The sequence below is a fragment of the Frankia sp. AgPm24 genome (genome assembly GCF_023243055.1).
Classification (GTDB): domain Bacteria; phylum Actinomycetota; class Actinomycetes; order Frankiales; family Frankiaceae; genus Frankia; species Frankia umida.
On record NZ_JALKFW010000005.1, the window covers coordinates 1 to 16714 of the forward strand.

A 16714-nucleotide genomic window follows, 5' to 3' on the forward strand; every position below is an offset into this window, starting at 1 on the left:
TACACGTAGCGGACACAACCGAACGTTTTCGCGAGCTGTTCGGCCTGTTCCGGGGTCGGGTAGAAACGGTAGCGGTATGCCCGCTTCACCACCCGACTTCCCACACCTGGCAGAATACACGATTCCCCGGTCATTCTGGCAGTCGAGTTGACGCGCTGACCCCGCCCTGAAGGACGGGGCCTGCGCGCTACGTTTCCCGGTCACCTACGTCGACGGTCCCGCCATCAGCCATCCCGCGAAGCGGCTGGCCGCGCTGCGGCACCGGCCGGGCGCCGCCGTCACCATCGACACCGAGGGCTTCCCACCCGAGTCGCTCAGCCTGCGCGGCCAGGTCGAGATCACCGAGGTGGACGGCCTCGCACCCGAGTACGTCGCGGCGGCGCACCGCTACCTCGGGCCGCAGGCGGCCGCCGGCATGCTCAGCCAGGTCGACGCCCCCGGCACGGTCCAGGCCCGCATCGCGCTGCGGCCGACCTGGGTCGGCCTACTCGACTTCGCCGGACGCAGGCCCAGCGCCCAGGGCGGCATCGACCAGCCAGAAACACCCGAATAAGACCGGGGAAACCACCAGAAGGCTAGACCGTGCGGACCTGGATGTCCGTGTCACCGGTGAGATACCAGGAGCGGCCGACGAGCGAGACCTCTCCGGTGGCCACCACCGGGGCTCGCTCCTCGTGGGCACGGATCGCCAGCCGGTAGGAGTCGCCCGAAAGGTTCACTCTGACCCGACGTCGGGATCTTCCCAGGTATCCGTCAATCACCGCCGTGCCGCCGTCGTCATTGCCCGCCCGCTCCAGACGGACCACCTGGCCGACGACTCGACCCTGAGCTTCGGTCGGCCTTCTTCTGAGAAGGCCGACAATTTTCTCCACCTGGTCGACCTGGGGCCGCGGAACTTCGATACGACTCGGCATATCCGAACCGGCGGGTATGGATCCCGAAAGGACAAACCGGAGTTCCAGCGCACGGACCCCTTCCTGTCCGCCCATCGCGCCGACCGCCTCCACCATCTCCGCGCTGGCACCTCGCTCCACTGCGTCGTCGAGCGTGATGCTGCCCTGCGGATCCAGAAGTTCCCGCGTTGCTTCCAGACCGCTGGCGAGGGTCTCGACGACTCGGCGCGAGAAAACAACCGGACCAGAAGCAGGATCAGTGCTGGAATTTTCCACAGCGCCTTCATGACGAACAAACACAGGTAGCACGAAACTACCTCGAATCGTGTGGCCGAGCCGGAGATCGTTGGCCACGAAATCCGTCGCGGCTCCGGGTCTTCTACCCGGATGCGCCGGCCTTGGCCTGATCGCGCTGCACGCGGCGACCAGCATCATGCGCGAGATCCCGTCCACCAGGACCTTTGCCTCACTCAGCGGAATCGAATCACCTGGGGTGAGCTGGTCCGCCCGCAGGAGGACGATGTCGCTTCGCGCGCTCAGAATTTGAAGCGGCAGCGCGGTGTGTTCGATGCCGTGCACCAGGGATATCGTCCGAAGCGCATCCCTGACCCGCAGCCCGAAATCCCGATATTCTGAATCATAAGGGACCATCACGCTTGAATCCAGCGCGGCGTTTTCCCAGATGGCGCTCACACCGGGACTGTGCGCGACCCGCTGCCACCCGTTGACCAGCAAGAAGGATTCAATTTCGCCTGGATCCACGTCAAGCGAAGGAAGGTCTTCGATGGTCGTCGAGTCGACGCTCACGGCTTCCCTCCGCTCCCTATCCGATAAAGAATTCCCAGAAGCTGCTCTACATTGTAGACATTTTTCCGGGGCAGTACCACCGTTTTGGTGGATCCCGAGGTCGGACCGCTGCCTTCGATGCAGGTCCAGAAGGCCGAGCCATTGAGGATCATGCGATCCTTCTCGGTTGCCAGCCAGTCGACGGGATCTCCAGGAACAACAAGGACAACAAGTATTTTTCGGTTATAGGTCCTCGGGTCCTGTAGCTTGTTGTAGTGGGCACCTGACAGTTCCCAGTGCACACCATCTTCCCGGAGAACGTCCTGCGATGTGCACTTCATCTGCACATCCACCACCGACGAGCTGTAGCGACGGTGGTGGGCGACCTGTCGCACGGTGTAGTCGATCGTCTCGACGTCGGATCTCAGATCGGAGATCGTGCACCGCGCCGCAGCCGCGATCGCGTGGGTGAAGGCGAGGCTGAACGCCTGCTTGCACTCCGAAGCATGGAGCGACCCGTAGGGGATGCCCGACGGTGTCCACATAGCTGGCCACTGATTCGGAGCGGCACGCTCCCCCGCCACGCAACCCCCTCGGCCACCCAACGCCGGCAGATCACCACCATACGTGGCAAGAGGTGATCGGACGCCACGAGCCCTGCCGTACCACCGGCCCCGCGATCGTCCTGGGTGCCGCCGGTGTGGTGCTGATCGCCGCCGCCTGGGTGGACCCGCGTGACGTCCGCCGAAGCTTGGCGCGCCCTCGAACGCGGACACAGCGCCGCGGCCGGAACCGTCACGCGAGACGAGCCGCAGGTCAGGCCGCACGAGTGGCCGCAGGTGCTTGACGAAGAGCACGAAAGAGGCGCGCGCACAGCGTTCCTCGGTGTATGTTCCGTTCGCCGAGGATGTTGCCTTGTTCATTCCGAGCGCGCCATGTACGACGGTTGGCGCGGGGATGATCGGGTCCTCGGTACGACTCCCAGGAGCCGCCCGGTCCGGCGCGCTTCCCTGGTTCCCTGATGCTCCTTTGCGTCACAGTGCTGACCGCCTGGGCGCGCCATCCTGACCTGGCCAACGGGCAGTGCTGAAGCCCGACATCAGCGTGCCCCGGAACCAGCCCTAAAATCGGCTTGCCGCACGGTGGGTTCTTTCGTGCTGCCGTGACGCGGGTCCGATACCGGACAGGGTGGCGCACTCGGTCACGAGAAGGAAGAAGGCGATGGCGAAAAAATCCCTGCGTTCTCCCGTGCTCACGGTAGCCATTCTGGGCGCGGCCCTCGCGGTGGCCCTACCGGGTACCGCCTACGCGTCGACGACCCTCACGGTCCGTTCGCCCGGCGCCACCTCCGGGCCGTCCACCGCCAACTCGGAAAGCGCGAGCAACGCCAACTGTCGGACCGGCGGTGACACCAACGACGTGGTCTCCGGGGTTGGCATTCTCCAGACTGTCGGTACCGGCAGTGCCCAGAGCAACCTGCACGTCAAGGGAATCGTCCCCTTCGACGGCACCGCCGAGTACGTCGCCGCCAACAGCTATTCGCCCGGCGTCGTCGCCACCAACACGACGCAGGCTCGTGGCATCGGTGCCACCGGTGGGTCGGGAGGTGGTTTCGACGCGGCGTTCGGCTCGACGCCCTACGCCATGTGCCTCGACCCGGGTGGGACGATCACGGGCACGCAGATCGTGATGAACAGCGTGGCCGCTCCCACCTCCATGAACGGCACGGCACTCGCACTCGCGACGTGTCCCGAGGGCACCCGTCTCCTGGGTGGCGGGGCACGCACGACGCCGGGTAACGCGGGCAGTCTCAAGCCGATCGCCAGCTACCCCACCTACGCCGATGGCACCGGTGCGGGCACCCACGACAACGGCCTGATCGCCGCCGATGACGGTGACACCAATCCGGACTCGTGGGCCGCGGGGGCGCTGAACGGCGGGATGACAGGCGCCTCCAACACCACGTACGCCTACGCGATCTGCAGCGGGAGCGGCATCAACGTCAGCGGCGTCACCGTCACGGTGCGCTACGGAGAATCGAGTGGCCCCACCACCGTCAGCGCTCCACAGAAGACCACCACCGGTTGCGGGGAAGGCGACGGGACGCTGATCAGTGGGGGTGCCGCCATCACCGGCGGCGACATCACCACCTCGGACTTCAACGCACCAGGCTCACCGGGCGATCACCTGAACGGCAGCTACCCGAGTGACGGGAGCGGCAGTGCGCTGACCACTTCGCCGGCGAACTGGACCTCGACCACACACACCGGCGGGATGGGCTCCACCTCGGACACCCGATCGCACGTCTGGGCCCTGTGCCTGGCCGGCAACTGAGCGCCTGACCGGCACCTGAGCCGAGAGCCTCGGGAGGCTATCACCCTGCGACCAACCCCGGACACCCATCCGCAGATACGGTAATCTGCGCCAAAAACCATGGCAGATGCGGAACTCGCAAGGTAGCTTTGCTTCCGCCCAAACAGGCGGTCGGCCATGACGGTCCGTGCACTTACCGTTGTGATCTCACGGTCCCCTGGGTGGGCTTCACCCCGGGCACGGCACAACGCCGTGCCCGGGTCCAGCCGGATGACTGCGGGGGAATGGCGAGATGCACAACGGGGATCTGGCCGACGACACGGCCGGATCGAGGTCGAGGTCGAAGTCGAAGTCGAGCATGAGTACGAAGACGAGAACGAGCCGGGCAGGGACGGGAAGCGACCCGTCGACGTCGAGGACGCCACGGTGGCTGCCGGCGGGGGTACGGCGGGCGACGTGGGGCGGCCTGGTCGTCACGATGGCGGCCGCGTCGCTGACCCTCGGGGCGGCGGCGCCGAGCCTCGCCGCCGGGCCGCCGGCGGCGGGTGCCGGCGAGGCGCGGGAGCCGGTCATCCACGTGACCAGCACCGACACACCCGTGACGAACGCGCCGTCGGCCTTCGCCACCGCGGTGAGCACCTGCCCGGCGGGAAGTGTGCTGGTCAGCGGGGGTATGTGGGGCAGCAAGGTGGACGCCACCGACCCCGCTCCGCCGATCAACGGGCTGCGCGCCAAGGGCACCTTCCCCAGCGACGCGAGTGGCACCGTGAGCCTGGACGGCACGCGGGATCCCGTCTTCTGGGCGGCGGTCGGTAACTTCGGCGGGCAGTCCGAGGAAGGCGACAAGATCACCAGCTTCGCGGTGTGCGCCGAGGGCACCGCACTCGATCACCGAGTGGTCTCGGTCGCGTCCGTCGCGGCTCCGACCCAGGTCGGCACCGCGCTGGTCACGGCGGCCTGCCCGACCGGCACCATCGCCGTCGGCGGTGGTGGGCACACGGTGCCACCGCCGTCCGCCAGCCTGAAGGCGGTGGGTAGCTTCCCCAGCGACGCCCAGGGCAACCCGCTGCCGGACGGCGCGGCCAACCCCCGGTACTGGACGGCCCGCGGGGTGATCAACGGGCACGCCGATCCCGCGGTGCGGACCTACGCGTTCGCCGTCTGCGCCGACCCGGGTGACATGAACATCGCCGTGGTCCGCAAGGACGGCCTGGGGCCGCAGGAGGGCAGCAGCTACGTCATCCCGACCGCGACCTGCCCGACCGGTCGGCATCTGCTCGGCGGTGGCCAGGACCTGCTCGGCGGGGCGCTGGGCTACTCCACCGGAGCCCATCTTCGGGGCAGCTACCCCAGTGACGCGGCGGGCGAGCCGGCGCTCAACGGAACCACCGATCCCACCTCGTGGAGCGCGGTGATCGCCTCAGGCGGTGGCGGCGGTACCACGGACCAGCCCGTCCTCATCTACGCGCTGTGCGCCGACTTCACGCACAACACGACGACCTCGCTGGCGGCCGACACCACCGCACCGCTGTTCGGACGGCCCGTCCAGCTCACCGCGACAGTGACACCGGGCGCCACCGGCGTCGGCACCCCGACCGGATCGGTGATCTTCGCCGACGGCGGGACACCGCTTGCCACCGTGGCCCTGACCGGCGGCACCGCGAGCTTCGGCACCGCGAAACTCCAGCCCGGTGCCCACCAGTTCACCGCCTCCTACAGCGGCGGACCGACCATGCGGGCCAGCGCCACCACGGCGCCGACCACCGTCACCGTCGGCTTCAGCCAGCCCTGCCTGTCCACCACCCGCAGCGGCCCACTGACCGTGGCGGCGAACCAGGCGCTGTGCCTGGCCGCCGGCGGCCGCCAGTCCGGACCGATCAGCATCCAGCCCGGCGGCGCCCTCGCCGTCACCGGCGGGCAGATCAGCGGACCGCTGTCCGCCAGCCGCCCCAGCGCCCTCACCCTGTGCCAGGCGACCGTCAACGGACCGGTCTCGGTGACCGGCGCGACCGGCTACGTCATGCTCGGCTCGGACCACCAGCCCTGCGCGGGCAACAGCCTCTCCGGCCCGCTCAGCGTCAACCAGAACACCGCCGGCCTGGAAGTCTCCGGGAACACCATCAACGGCCCGGCCCAGATCACCGGCAACGGCGGCAGCGGGCTCACCGCCGCCGAAGCCACCCCCGCCTTCACCGCCAACCGGGTCGGCGGACCACTGAGCTGCAGCGGCAACACGCCATCGCTGCGCCAGAGCGGCAACACCGCGAACGGCCCACGCTCCGGCCAGTGCGCATAGCCCGCCCGGTGCCGGCAGCCAGTTCGGTGCCGGCGGCCAGTTCGGTGCCGGCAGCCAGTTCGGTGCCGGCAGCCAGTTCGGTGCGTGTGGTCAGCGCCGCGAACGCCGGCTGACCACGTCCCGCCATCTTCCGCGGCTTCCCCTACCGGAAGTCGTGGGAGGTGGCGGGGTCCGCGGCGTTGGCCGCGTGGTCGAGCGCGTCGTTGAGCGCGGTCAGTTCGGAGGTGAAGGCGTGGAAGCGGGACGGGCCGAACTCGGCGAGCGCCTTCTTGAAGACGTCCGACTGTAAGGCGGCCTCCTGCTGGTAGATGCGCGCGCCTTCGCTGGTCGCCTGGAACACCCGGCGCCGCGAGCCGGGCGGCATGTGCGATTCGACCAGGCCGCGACCGATCGCGTTCTTCACCTGACGGCTCACCGTCGACTGCTCCAGATGCAGCGTGCATTCGAGGTTCGCCATCGTGCACGGACCCGACTCGGCCAGGGCCCACAGGATGCGGAACATCGACCGGTCCAGGGTCGAGCCCTCCGGCGTCATGATCCGTCGGCGGCTCAGCCGCAGCACCTCACGGGCGATGGCCCGCAACAAATCGTCCTCGTCCGGCTCGCTACCCACCGGTTTCCCGTCCAGCTGCTCCATCACCGATCTCACCTCGTCCAAACCAGGTCCCGGGGGGCCACGACGGGCCCATCTCCACCGCCAGCCCGCGGGACCGAAATCCTGCCACGGACGGCCACCACGAGGGTGGGTCGTCCGTCGGACACGCCCCGGAGCTGGCGGCCGATGAACCGCTCCGAGGCGTGCCCGATCTGTTTCGTCGCCCGGACCGGCCGGGCGGGGTCTCACACCTTGGTGGTGACGGTGGGTGTGTCGTCGGGCGTCCGGGCCGCCGGGGCGAACGGGGCGTCCTGCGGGTCGACCAGGGAGACGGCCGCCGGACCGCCGATGCCGTTCTGCGGGGAGCCGCCGGAGACGATGTCGGTGGAGCGGGCCGGGCGACGGGCACTGATGAAGGTGGCCAGGCCCGCACCCAGCAGGGCGGCGACGGCACCGACGATGAAGCAGAGCCGGAACGCGTCCTGGTCGGGCACCTGGGTGTTGCCCAGAGTGATCGTGTTGCTGGCGAGCAGGGTGCCCATCAGGGCGGCGGCGAGGGTCGCGCCGACCGAGCGGCTCAGCGCGTTCAGGCCCACCGCGGCACCGGCCTCCGCCGGCGGCGTCGCGTCCATGATGAGGGTGGGCATCGCGGCGTAGCCGATGCCGACACCGGCGGACGCCACGCAGGAGACCAGCAGCAGCTGCCAGGACGCGTCCATCCACAGGGCGGCGATGACGTAGCCGAACGCCAGCACGGTCGCGCCGGTCATCAGGGTGATCCGGGCGCCGAGGGTGGCGATCAGCTTGCTGGACACCGGGGCGAACAGCAGCATCATCAGCCCACCGGGCGCCATCCACAGACCGGCGGCGAGCACCGACTGGCCGAGCCCGAAACCGGTGGCCTTCGGCAGCTGCAGCAGCTGCGGGACGACGATGGACTGCGCCATCATGCCGAACCCGACGGCGACGGCCGCGATGTTGGTCATCAGCACCGGCCGCTTCGCGGTCGCCCGCAGGTCGACCAGCGGCTCGGCCTGGCGCAGCTCGTAGGCGCCCCAGGCGACCAGGATGACCACCCCGCCGATGATCGCGCCCAGGGTGTTCACGGATGCCCAGCCCCAGTCGTTGCCCTTGGAGATACCGACCAGGAAGGCGACCAGACCCGCGGCGAGCCCCAGCGCGCCGCCGATGTCCATGCTCCCGCCGTGCGAGTCCCGCACGTGCGGCACCGCGAACACGCTGGCCAGCAGCACCAGCCCCGCGATCCCGGCCGACACCCAGAACAGGGCGTGCCAGTTGAGGCTGTTGACGATCCAGGCGGCCAGCGGCAGACCGATGGCACCACCGACACCGAGCGTGGCGCTCATCGCGGCCAGCGACGTCGCCGCCATCTTCGGCGGCGTGATCTCCCTGATCAGCGAGATACCGACCGGGATGAAGCCCATCCCCAGCCCCTGCAACGCCCGACCGGTCAGCATCGGCAGAATCGAGCTGGACATGGCGCACACCAGCGAGCCGACGACGAGCGTCGCGGCGCTGGCCACCAGCACCCGCTGCTTGCCGAACAGGTCCGCCAGGCGCCCCGCGACCACCATGGCGACCGCGGCGGCCAGCAGCGTCACCGTCACCACCCAGGCGGCGCTGGACGCCGAGGTGCCGAGCAGGTCAGGCAGGTCGGACTGGATGGGGATGACGAGCGTCTGGGAGAGCGCGGCGGTCATCCCGCCGAGGCACAGAGCCGCCACCGACACCGCCGGTGGAACCTTGGAGATCCGTACGCCTGGAGACATGTTCTTCCCTTCGTCGGCCTACATGCATGCTACATACATGCATCTCCCCCACCAAGGTTCTGTTGTCCAGGTCTCCCCCGTCGCCTACGTCACTCCTGGTGTCCGATGTCACTCCTGACGTCACCGCCGCTGCGCCCATCCTCAGCTGGAGGTTCGCCCTGAGTAACGGTGAGCTGATCGACCTGTCGGTGCCGATCGTCGACGGCATGCCGGTCTACCCTGGCGATCCGCCGGTCACGGTGGTACCCGCGCTGCGGGTGGCCACGGACGGCGCCAACGTGCAGCGACTGCACCTGGGCTCACAGACCGGCACCCACGTGGACGCCCCCTGGCACATCGACGACGCCCTGCCCCGCCTGGACCAGATCCCGCTGGAGCGCTTCACCGGCCCCGCCCTACCCGTCGACGCCCGCGGCCTCGCCCCTCGGACGCCCCTGCCGCCGTCGATCCTGCCCGCCGACCTGCGCCCCGGGGACATCGTCCTGATCGTCACCGGCTGGTCGACCCGCTTCGGGCACCCCAGCTACCTCGACCATCCCTACCTGGCCGCCGCCACCGCCCAGGCCCTCGTCGACGCCGGCATCCGCACCATCGGTATCGACGCCGCCAGCATCGACCCATCCCCCTCCTCGGACGGGCTGGCCGCTTCCTCGGACGGGCTGGCGGCATCCTCGGACGGGCTGGCCGCGCACCGGGTCCTGTGCGGGGCCGGCGCGGTGATCGTCGAGAACCTCACCGGGCTGGACCGGCTGGTGACGGCTGCCCGGCTGGGCCGCCCGATCGAGATGTTCCTGTTCCCGCTGCCACTGGCCGGGACGGACGGCGCCCCCGTGCGCGCCGTCGCCCGGCTCGGCGCACCTCGACGCGACCCCACCCGGGCGCGCGAAACCCCCTGACACCGAGGGCCGGCCTGTCACCCCCCGGGTGAACCCGGGAGGTGCGACGCGCGTGTCAGCCGCCTACCGCGTGTCAGCTACCTACCGCGTGGCGGTGCAGCAGCGGCTCGTAGTCGGACGGCAGGTCGTCCGGGTCGGCGCTCTGGCCGTGGGCGCCGGTCGCGGGGGGCGCGTCGGCGGTCGCGGGGAAGAGCCCGCCGTGGGTGCCCTGCGGGTTGAGCTGGCCCCGACCGGGACGGGAGGTCGTGGGTCGCGAACCCGCCCGACCGATCGGCCGCGATGCCGCGCGGACGGCGACCGCGTCGGCCTCGTCCAGGTCCACCGCGACCTCGACACCCACCTCGAGCTCGACCTCGACCGGCTGCCCGGACCAGCCCTGGCCGTACCCGACCGGCTCCTCCGCGCCCTGGCCGCGCGCGGCCCGCACCTGGGCGTCCCGCGCGTAGGCCGACTCCGGGTAGTCCGACTCCTCGTACGGCGACTCGTCGTGAGCGGACTGTGCGCTCGGTGACCGCGCGTATTCGACCTGACCGAAGCCGGCCGGAACGGACTCGTCGGCCCAGTCGGTGTCGCCGTCGGCGTACTGGTCGTACTCGTGATCGTGGCTGTAGTTGTGGCCGTGGCCGGACGAGGCGTCCCCGACGCCGCGGACCCCGCCCATCAGCGCGCCGAGGTCGATGGTCTCGGCCTGGGCGTGGGCGAGTTCCTCCTCGGTGAGCTCGTCGGCCTCGTCCGCCTCGTCGCCGGTGCGCTCGTGGTAGGCGAAGCTGGCGCCGACCGGGCGTCGACGGACACGGGCGATCCGTTCGGCCTCGATGCGCCGCTCGATCGCCTCCCGGGTGATCTCGAGTCGACGCTCCAGGCGCGTCGTGCGGCGCAGATGCACGACGTAGGCCGCGAGGCCGACGTCGACCAGCAGCTGCAGACCAATCCACAGGCCGCCGAGGACCGCGGCGAGCAGCGCCGTCACCGGCACCAGCACGGCCAGCACCGCCAGCCGCTGACGACGCGTACGCATGAGAGCGGCCCGCTCCGCGCTGATCCGCCGGTCAGCGGCGAGCTGCGTCTGGGCTGCGACCCTGGACTGGGTGGTCGAACGGGGCTGGGTCGCCGCACGGGACTGGGTCGCCGAACGGGGCTGGGTGGTCGAACGGGGCTGGGTGGTCGAACGGGGCTGGGTCGTGGAGCGGGCGGCCAGGGGACGGGCGGCGCGCGGGCCGGTCGAGTCGGCGTGAGGCATGGCCGCTCCTTTCACCACGTCGAGGCGCTGCGGGTTCGGGCTCTGGTGGACGTCTCGGCCGCCGTGGGCCAGCTCGTCGTCCGCGACTGCGAGATCGTCTCCGGCGGAGAGGCCATCGCTGGCCGACCCGTCACCGGCCAGGTCGTCGCTGACCAGGTCGTCGCTGGCCAGGTCGATCAGGTCGTCGTCGGTCAGGTCGTGCGGCGAGGACGGGCGACGGGAGAGCACCCGCATCGCCCCGGTGAACCGCTCCGAGGAACGCTGTTCGGAGAGCGTGTCGTGCCGGCGCAGCCACATGGGTATCAGCACGAAGCCCCAGACCGCGACGATCGCGACCCAGATCAACGCGCTCACCGGACCATCACCGCCAGGCCGGCCGTGCGGACCGTGCCGGATGCGACGGACGCAGCGGGAGCGGCGGTGCTGACCATGTGGAGCCTCATCTCGACACCAGCGGATTGCGTTTTCGTGGTTGAACGCTAGTGAGCGAAATCCACGTGGTCACCGACCCGAACCCCGCGTGTCGCATACGCAATGCAGTGTGTGCGCATCGTGGCACCATCGTGTATCACACCAGATGCCCCAGGGAAGATCAGAACGAAACATGTGGAAGCACTCCCGTAAAGCACGAGGCCGCCGACGGGCACTGGGAATCCACTCGGGAGTGCGTGCGAGGACACCAGCCGGTGACCGCGCGCGACCCTGGTCCGGTTGCCGACACCCACGCGATGCCGGAAGTGGAACTCGTCACCCACGCCGGCTTACCCGGATGTGGGTCCCCGTCCACCGTCCAGCTACCCCAGGATGGGGTAGAAGGTCCCCTTGACCAGAACGACGCGGATCCCCACAGACGGGGGATCATCGCGCGATCGCGGCAGCGACCGGAGATCAGCGATCAGCGATCAGCGGTCGGGCGGACGCGGCTACTGCTGGCGCAGGTGGCTCTCCCGCCAACGGCAGACCAGACCCTCGGGCACGTCCTCGGTGGTCAACGCGAATCCGAGATGGTCGCGGTAGTGACCGTCGATGGCGAGATAGCGCCGGTGCAGGCCCTCCTCGCGGAAGCCGAGCTTCGCGAGAACCCGTCGGCTCGCGGCGTTCTCCGGACGCACGTTCGCCTCGACGCGATGCAGCCCGACGGGTCCGAAACAGTGATCGACGATCAGCGCGATGGCGGTCGGGGTGATACCGCGCCCGGCGTGCTGGCTGTCCACCCAGTAGCCGATCTGCGCACTGTTGAAAGCGCCCCGCAGGACCGGTGCGACGGTCACCTGGCCCACCAGACGGCCCGAGACCACCACCGCGAACGGCAACGCCACGCCGACCCGGGCCTGCTGGCGCAGACGGTGCCACATCTGCCGGTAGACGGCGACGGTCTGCCGCTGGTCCCAGGTCTCACGGACCATCATCAGGCCCGGCGGAGCCGCCTCCCACGGTGCCAGCCAGTCGGCGTTGCGCAGCCGGACCTCCACCCAGCTCGACGCGTCCCGCAGCCGCAACGGCCGCACGACGACCGGTCCCTCGGTCAGGACCGCCGGCCACCCCGGTGCCCGCACCACCGCTCGCCTCTCAACCGGCCGGTTCGGCGCCGTACCGGCGCGGATGGTCGTCCTGACCGCCGAGTTGCGCGACGGCGTGGACGACGACGTCGGCGAGCACGGCCAGGCCGTCGCGGACGCCACCGGTGGAACCGGGGAGATTCACCACCAGGGTGTCGCCCGCCGTACCGACCAGGCCGCGCGACAGCACCGCCGCGGGCACCGTGTCGCGGCCGGCGGCACGCAGCGCCTCGGCGAGGCCGGGAACCGGGCGATCCAGCACGGTCGCGGTCGCCTCGGGGGTGACGTCCCGGGCACCAAGGCCGGTGCCACCGGTGGTGACGACCAGTTCGACGCCGTCGGCGATCGCCGCACGCAGCGCGGCCTCGATGTCGACCCGTTCGTCGGGCACCACCGTGGGCGGGTCGACCTGGAAGCCGAACGCGACCAGCCCGTCGGCCAGCAGCGGCCCCGACCGGTCCTGGTAGACGCCGCGATGGGCCCGGTCGGACACGGTCACGACCCGCGCCCGGGCGCCCGCCGGCAGCCGACTCGTCGACGCCGCCCCGGCCCGGTGCCCAGCGGCGCCGAGGGGGGGGCTCGGGGCACCGTCGGGGTGTGGGTGCGGGGCGGCGCCGCGGTGGCGGGGCGCGGCGGCCTGCCAGTCACCGGTGCGACCGCCCGACTTCGACAGCACCCGCACCTCGGAGAGCTGCGCGCCGGGGTCGACCGCCTTGACCATGTCGTGCAGGGTCAGCGCGGCGACGGTGACGGCGGTCAGCGCCTCCATCTCCACCCCGGTCCGGTCGGCGGTGCGCACGGTCGCGACGATCTCCACGGCGTCGTCGTGCACGGTGAGCTCCACTGTCACCCCGGACAGCGCGATCGGATGGCACAGCGGGACGAGGTCCGGGGTGCGCTTGGCCGCCATGATCCCGGCGATCCGGGCGGTGCCCAGCGCGTCCCCCTTGGCGACCCCGGGGCCGCGCAGCAGGGTGATCACCTCGGCGGAGACGAGCAGCAGGCCGGTCGCCGCGGCCGTACGGACGGTGACGTCCTTCGCCGCGACGTCGACCATCCGGGCGCTGCCGCGCTCGTCGACATGTGTGAGACCGGAACCCGTCATCGGTCGTCCGTCACGTCCGCATCCGTCCAGCCCATGCCGGAGAGGATGGACCCCGAATCCGCGCCAAGCAACAACGCGGTGAGCCGGGACCCGACCGGGACCTCGGTGACCTCCTCGGGCACGACCAGCAGAGCCTGCGCGGCGGCGAGCGAGGTGAGCTGATGCGAGCCCTGGGCCGCGACCGGATGGGCCACCGGGCGGGGGCCGTACCGCCCGTCCGGGCCAGGCCCGTCCAGGCGTACCCGGATGTAGGAGCGCCGCCCGGGGGACGAACGCAGCGCCGTGCCCACGGTGACTTCGAGGGTCGGCAGGCCGGTCGCGGGCAGACCGCGCAGCCGGGCCAGTGCCGGGCGGACGAACAGGTCGAACGACACCAGGGCGCTCACCGGGTTGCCGGGCAGGGTGAACACCGGAACGCCCTCGATCAGCCCGAACCCCTGGGGCCGGCCGGGCTGCATCGCGACATGGTCGAACCGCATGCTGCCGGCGCCGGTCAGCACCTCCTTGACCACGTCGTACGCGCCGACGCTGACCCCACCGGTGGTCACCACCGCGTCGACCTCGGCGAGCACCTCGTAGAAGGACCTGATGAAGGCGCCCGCGTCGTCCGACACGCCGACGAGCCGGCGCACGAGCCCGCCGCACTCGCGGACCGCGGCGGCGATCGCGTGGCTGTTGGAGTCGACGATCTGCCCGGGCCGCGGCGGCGAGCCGACCTCGACGAGTTCACTGCCGGTGGACAGCACCGCCACCCGCGGCCGCGGACACACCGGTGGACGGGCCACGTTCACGGCCGCGAGCAGGCCGATCTGCGCCGAGCCGAGGACCGTGCCGGCGGACAGGACGAGCGACCCCGGTTTGACGTCCTCCCCCACCCGGCGGATGTGCAGGCCACGGCGGGGCGCCTGGTGGACGGCGACCGCCTCCCGGCCGGCATCGGTCCATTCCAGCTGGACGACCGCGTCCGCCCCGGCCGGCAGCGGCGCGCCCGTCATGATCCGGGCGGCGGCGCCGGGACGCAGCGGCACCGGGATACCCGGGCCGGCCGGTATGTCGGCCTCGACGGGCAGGACGACGGGGGTCTGCGCGCTGGTGTCAGCGACGTCGGCGGCGCGCACGGCGTAGCCGTCCATCGCGGAGTTGTCGAAGCTGGGGACGGCGACCGTGGCCCGCACGTCCGCGGCGAGCACGCAACCGTGCGCGTGGGCCAGATCGACGCGTCGCGCCCTGGTCGGCGCAACCGCCGCCAGGATGCGCGCTGTGTGTTCGTCCACCGTTGTCATGGCGTCCGCCCCCGTCCGTGCGACCGGAATCCCCGGTGGGACCGGCCACGGCCGGCGCCCACGGAGCGCGCGCCGGCCGATTCCGGGGGCGTTCCCGACCCGCGAGCGGGCCGTCAAGGTTCAACTGAATGCAATCAGCCTTGTCGGGAAGATGACAAGTGGATGCATGACCGCAATCAGGACAGTCCGCTCTTGGGACCGCCCGCGGCGACATACTCCTCGATCCAGGGGTACAGCTCGGGCCCGAGATCGGCCCGCTCACACGCCAGCCGGATGACCGCCTTGAGGTAGTCGACCCGGTCACCGGTGTCGTAGCGCCGGCCGGTGAACACCACCCCGTGCACGGGTGCCGCGCCCGGGTCCTCCTGCTCCCGACGGGCCAGGGTGCGCAGCGCGTCGGTGATCTGGATCTCGCCACCGCGACCCGGTGGGGTCTCCCGCAACACGTCGAAGATCTCCGGCGCGAGGACGTAACGGCCGATGATCGCCAGGTTGCTCGGCGCCTCCTCGATCGGAGGCTTCTCGACCAGATCCTCGATCCGCACGATGCCGTAACGATCATCCGGACCGCTGGGGATCGGGCGCACCGTCGCGACCCCGTACATCGACACCTGCTCGCGTGGGACCTCCATCAGCGCGATGACACTGCCACCGAAACGCTCCTGCACGGCGAGCATCTCCGCCAGCAACGGGTCCCGCTCGTCGATGAGATCGTCGCCGAGCAGGACGGCGAACGGCTCGTTGCCCACGTGCGCGGCCGCGCACAGCACGGCGTGCCCGAGGCCGCGTGGCGACTGCTGACGCACCGAGTGCACCTCGGCGAGCTCGGCCGATGCCCGCACCCGACGCAGGCGCACTTCATCGCCCTTGCGCTCCAGCGCGGCCTCGATCTCCGTCTCGCGGTCGAAATGATCCTCGACAGCCTTTTTGCTCCGACTTGTGACCAACAGGACGTCGCGCAGCCCCACGCGCGACGCCTCCTCGACGACGTATTCGATGGCCGGCCGGTCAACAACCGGCAGCATCTCCTTGGGCACCGCCTTCGTCGCCGGGAGGAAGCGGGTCCCCAGACCCGCAGCCGGAATTACCGCCTTCGTCACTGGCATGGACAGACCTTAGCCGGGCTGCAGTTCACCGGCATGACGGCGCCCGCCCTCCATACGCAATACACAGCTCAGCCGATCCGTCCGGCGGATGTTTCCGCCTGGCCGGTCATCCCGACCCCGATGTCCCGCCGGCACCAGAACTCCAGGTGCCCCCATCCCAGGCCCACCGAGCGCACCCGAGCCCGCCCACCGGACGACCGCCGCCCGGCTCGGATCCGTGACGAATCGATCTGTGATGTGGCAAACACTCGGGATCGCGCCCAGGATGACGCTGTGACCTGACCGGGCCGGCACACCCCGCCAGACGCGCCTGTGATCGCCGACTGCGAGAGGCTGGTCGTGTGCTGGACGAACAGGCCACCGCTCGCATCGACCTGGCCAAGCAGCGGCTACGCGCCCGCCTGCTGGCCCGGCGCCGGACCGCGCTCGCCGCGCTGACCGCCGGCGGCGCGGGCACCGGCGCGGGTGTGGGTGCGGGTGACGCGGGGGGGCTCGCGCCTCGCATCCTGGCGCTGCCCGAGGTCGCGCGGGCGACGTGCGTGGCCGCCTATGTGGGACTGCCGGGCGAACCGGAGCTGGGTGACCTGCTGGACCGGCTGCTGGCCGCCGGCACCCAGGTCCTCCTGCCCACCCTGCGCACGGACCTTGACCTGGACTTCCGGACCTATCTCGGCACTCTCGTCCCAGGCGCGCTGGGCACCCGGGAACCGCCGTCGGCGGCACCGGTCGGTGATCTCGGCCTGGCCGGCGTCGTGATCGTGCCGGCGCTGGCCGTCGACCGCCGCGGCCGGCGGCGCGGCCGCGGCGGCGGGGCCTACGCCCCGGCGCGCGGGGGGGGGGGCGCCCCCGCCC

The 16714-nt window shown here is 70.8% G+C and carries 16 protein-coding genes; 5 read left to right on the plus strand and 11 right to left on the minus strand.

What is annotated here, in order from left to right:
- Window positions 1-134, minus strand: a 134-nt coding sequence (locus MXD61_RS03345; RefSeq protein WP_251079379.1) for a helix-turn-helix domain-containing protein, incomplete at its 3' end; no start/stop codon positions are given.
- A 212-nt stretch (window positions 135-346) separates the two neighbouring features.
- On the opposite strand from MXD61_RS03345, the gene MXD61_RS03350 reads away from it, so the two are divergent.
- Complete coding sequence (locus tag MXD61_RS03350) at window positions 347-553, plus strand: hypothetical protein (RefSeq protein ID WP_248811394.1); 207 nt, start codon at window positions 347-349, stop codon at window positions 551-553.
- Between the two features lie 22 nt (window positions 554-575).
- Here MXD61_RS03350 and MXD61_RS03355 read toward each other — a convergent pair whose 3' ends face one another.
- Window positions 576-1700 (minus strand): hypothetical protein, encoded by a 1125-nt coding sequence (locus MXD61_RS03355; RefSeq protein ID WP_248811395.1) that lies wholly within the window; start codon window positions 1698-1700, stop codon window positions 576-578.
- Window positions 1697-2263: a DUF4365 domain-containing protein gene (locus MXD61_RS03360; RefSeq protein ID WP_248811396.1), complete on the minus strand. Its 567-nt coding sequence runs from the start codon at window positions 2261-2263 to the stop codon at window positions 1697-1699. Before MXD61_RS03360 ends, MXD61_RS03355 begins: the two co-directional genes overlap by 4 nt.
- Window positions 2264-2900: 637 nt before the next feature.
- Here MXD61_RS03360 and MXD61_RS03365 point away from each other — a divergent pair.
- Entirely contained in the window at window positions 2901-4013 is a 1113-nt protein-coding gene (locus tag MXD61_RS03365) for a hypothetical protein (protein WP_163548914.1), read from the plus strand.
- Between the two features lie 207 nt (window positions 4014-4220).
- Here the strand turns inward: MXD61_RS03365 and MXD61_RS03370 are convergent, their stop codons facing one another.
- The gene (locus MXD61_RS03370; RefSeq protein WP_248811397.1) at window positions 4221-4469 is read right to left on the minus strand and encodes a hypothetical protein; all 249 of its coding nucleotides are present in this window, start codon (window positions 4467-4469) and stop codon (window positions 4221-4223) included.
- 1 nt (window position 4470) lies between these two features.
- On the opposite strand from MXD61_RS03370, the gene MXD61_RS03375 reads away from it, so the two are divergent.
- Window positions 4471-6288: an Ig-like domain-containing protein gene (locus MXD61_RS03375; protein ID WP_248811398.1), complete on the plus strand. Its 1818-nt coding sequence runs from the start codon at window positions 4471-4473 to the stop codon at window positions 6286-6288.
- A gap of 142 nt (window positions 6289-6430) precedes the next feature.
- Here MXD61_RS03375 and MXD61_RS03380 read toward each other — a convergent pair whose 3' ends face one another.
- The gene (locus MXD61_RS03380) at window positions 6431-6925 is read right to left on the minus strand and encodes a MarR family winged helix-turn-helix transcriptional regulator (RefSeq protein WP_248811525.1); all 495 of its coding nucleotides are present in this window, start codon (window positions 6923-6925) and stop codon (window positions 6431-6433) included.
- Between the two features lie 203 nt (window positions 6926-7128).
- Window positions 7129-8673 carry an MFS transporter gene (locus MXD61_RS03385; RefSeq protein ID WP_248811399.1) on the minus strand — a complete coding sequence of 515 codons (1545 nt, stop codon included), beginning with the start codon at window positions 8671-8673 and terminating at the stop codon, window positions 7129-7131.
- A 158-nt stretch (window positions 8674-8831) separates the two neighbouring features.
- Between MXD61_RS03385 and MXD61_RS03390 the strand changes: the two genes are divergently transcribed.
- A complete protein-coding gene (locus MXD61_RS03390) occupies window positions 8832-9569 on the plus strand; it encodes a cyclase family protein (RefSeq protein ID WP_374628415.1) in 738 nt (245 codons plus the stop codon).
- A gap of 73 nt (window positions 9570-9642) precedes the next feature.
- Here the strand turns inward: MXD61_RS03390 and glpR are convergent, their stop codons facing one another.
- The 5 genes from glpR to galU form a co-directional block, all read right to left on the minus strand.
- A complete protein-coding gene (glpR, locus tag MXD61_RS03395; RefSeq protein ID WP_248811401.1) occupies window positions 9643-11163 on the minus strand; it encodes a gephyrin-like molybdotransferase receptor GlpR in 1521 nt (506 codons plus the stop codon).
- A 569-nt stretch (window positions 11164-11732) separates the two neighbouring features.
- Window positions 11733-12365: a GNAT family N-acetyltransferase gene (locus MXD61_RS03400; protein WP_248811526.1), complete on the minus strand. Its 633-nt coding sequence runs from the start codon at window positions 12363-12365 to the stop codon at window positions 11733-11735.
- Between the two features lie 13 nt (window positions 12366-12378).
- Window positions 12379-13473, minus strand: a complete 1095-nt coding sequence (gene moaCB, locus MXD61_RS03405) for a bifunctional molybdenum cofactor biosynthesis protein MoaC/MoaB (RefSeq protein ID WP_248811402.1) — start codon at window positions 13471-13473, stop codon at window positions 12379-12381.
- Complete coding sequence (glp, locus tag MXD61_RS03410) at window positions 13470-14756, minus strand: gephyrin-like molybdotransferase Glp (RefSeq protein WP_248811403.1); 1287 nt, start codon at window positions 14754-14756, stop codon at window positions 13470-13472. Before glp ends, moaCB begins: the two co-directional genes overlap by 4 nt.
- Before the next feature lie 176 nt (window positions 14757-14932).
- Window positions 14933-15862, minus strand: a complete 930-nt coding sequence (galU, locus tag MXD61_RS03415) for a UTP--glucose-1-phosphate uridylyltransferase GalU (protein WP_248811404.1) — start codon at window positions 15860-15862, stop codon at window positions 14933-14935.
- 341 nt (window positions 15863-16203) lie between these two features.
- Between galU and MXD61_RS03420 the strand changes: the two genes are divergently transcribed.
- Window positions 16204-16714 (plus strand): 5-formyltetrahydrofolate cyclo-ligase (locus MXD61_RS03420; RefSeq protein ID WP_308222671.1); only part of this gene is annotated, 511 nt, incomplete at its 3' end.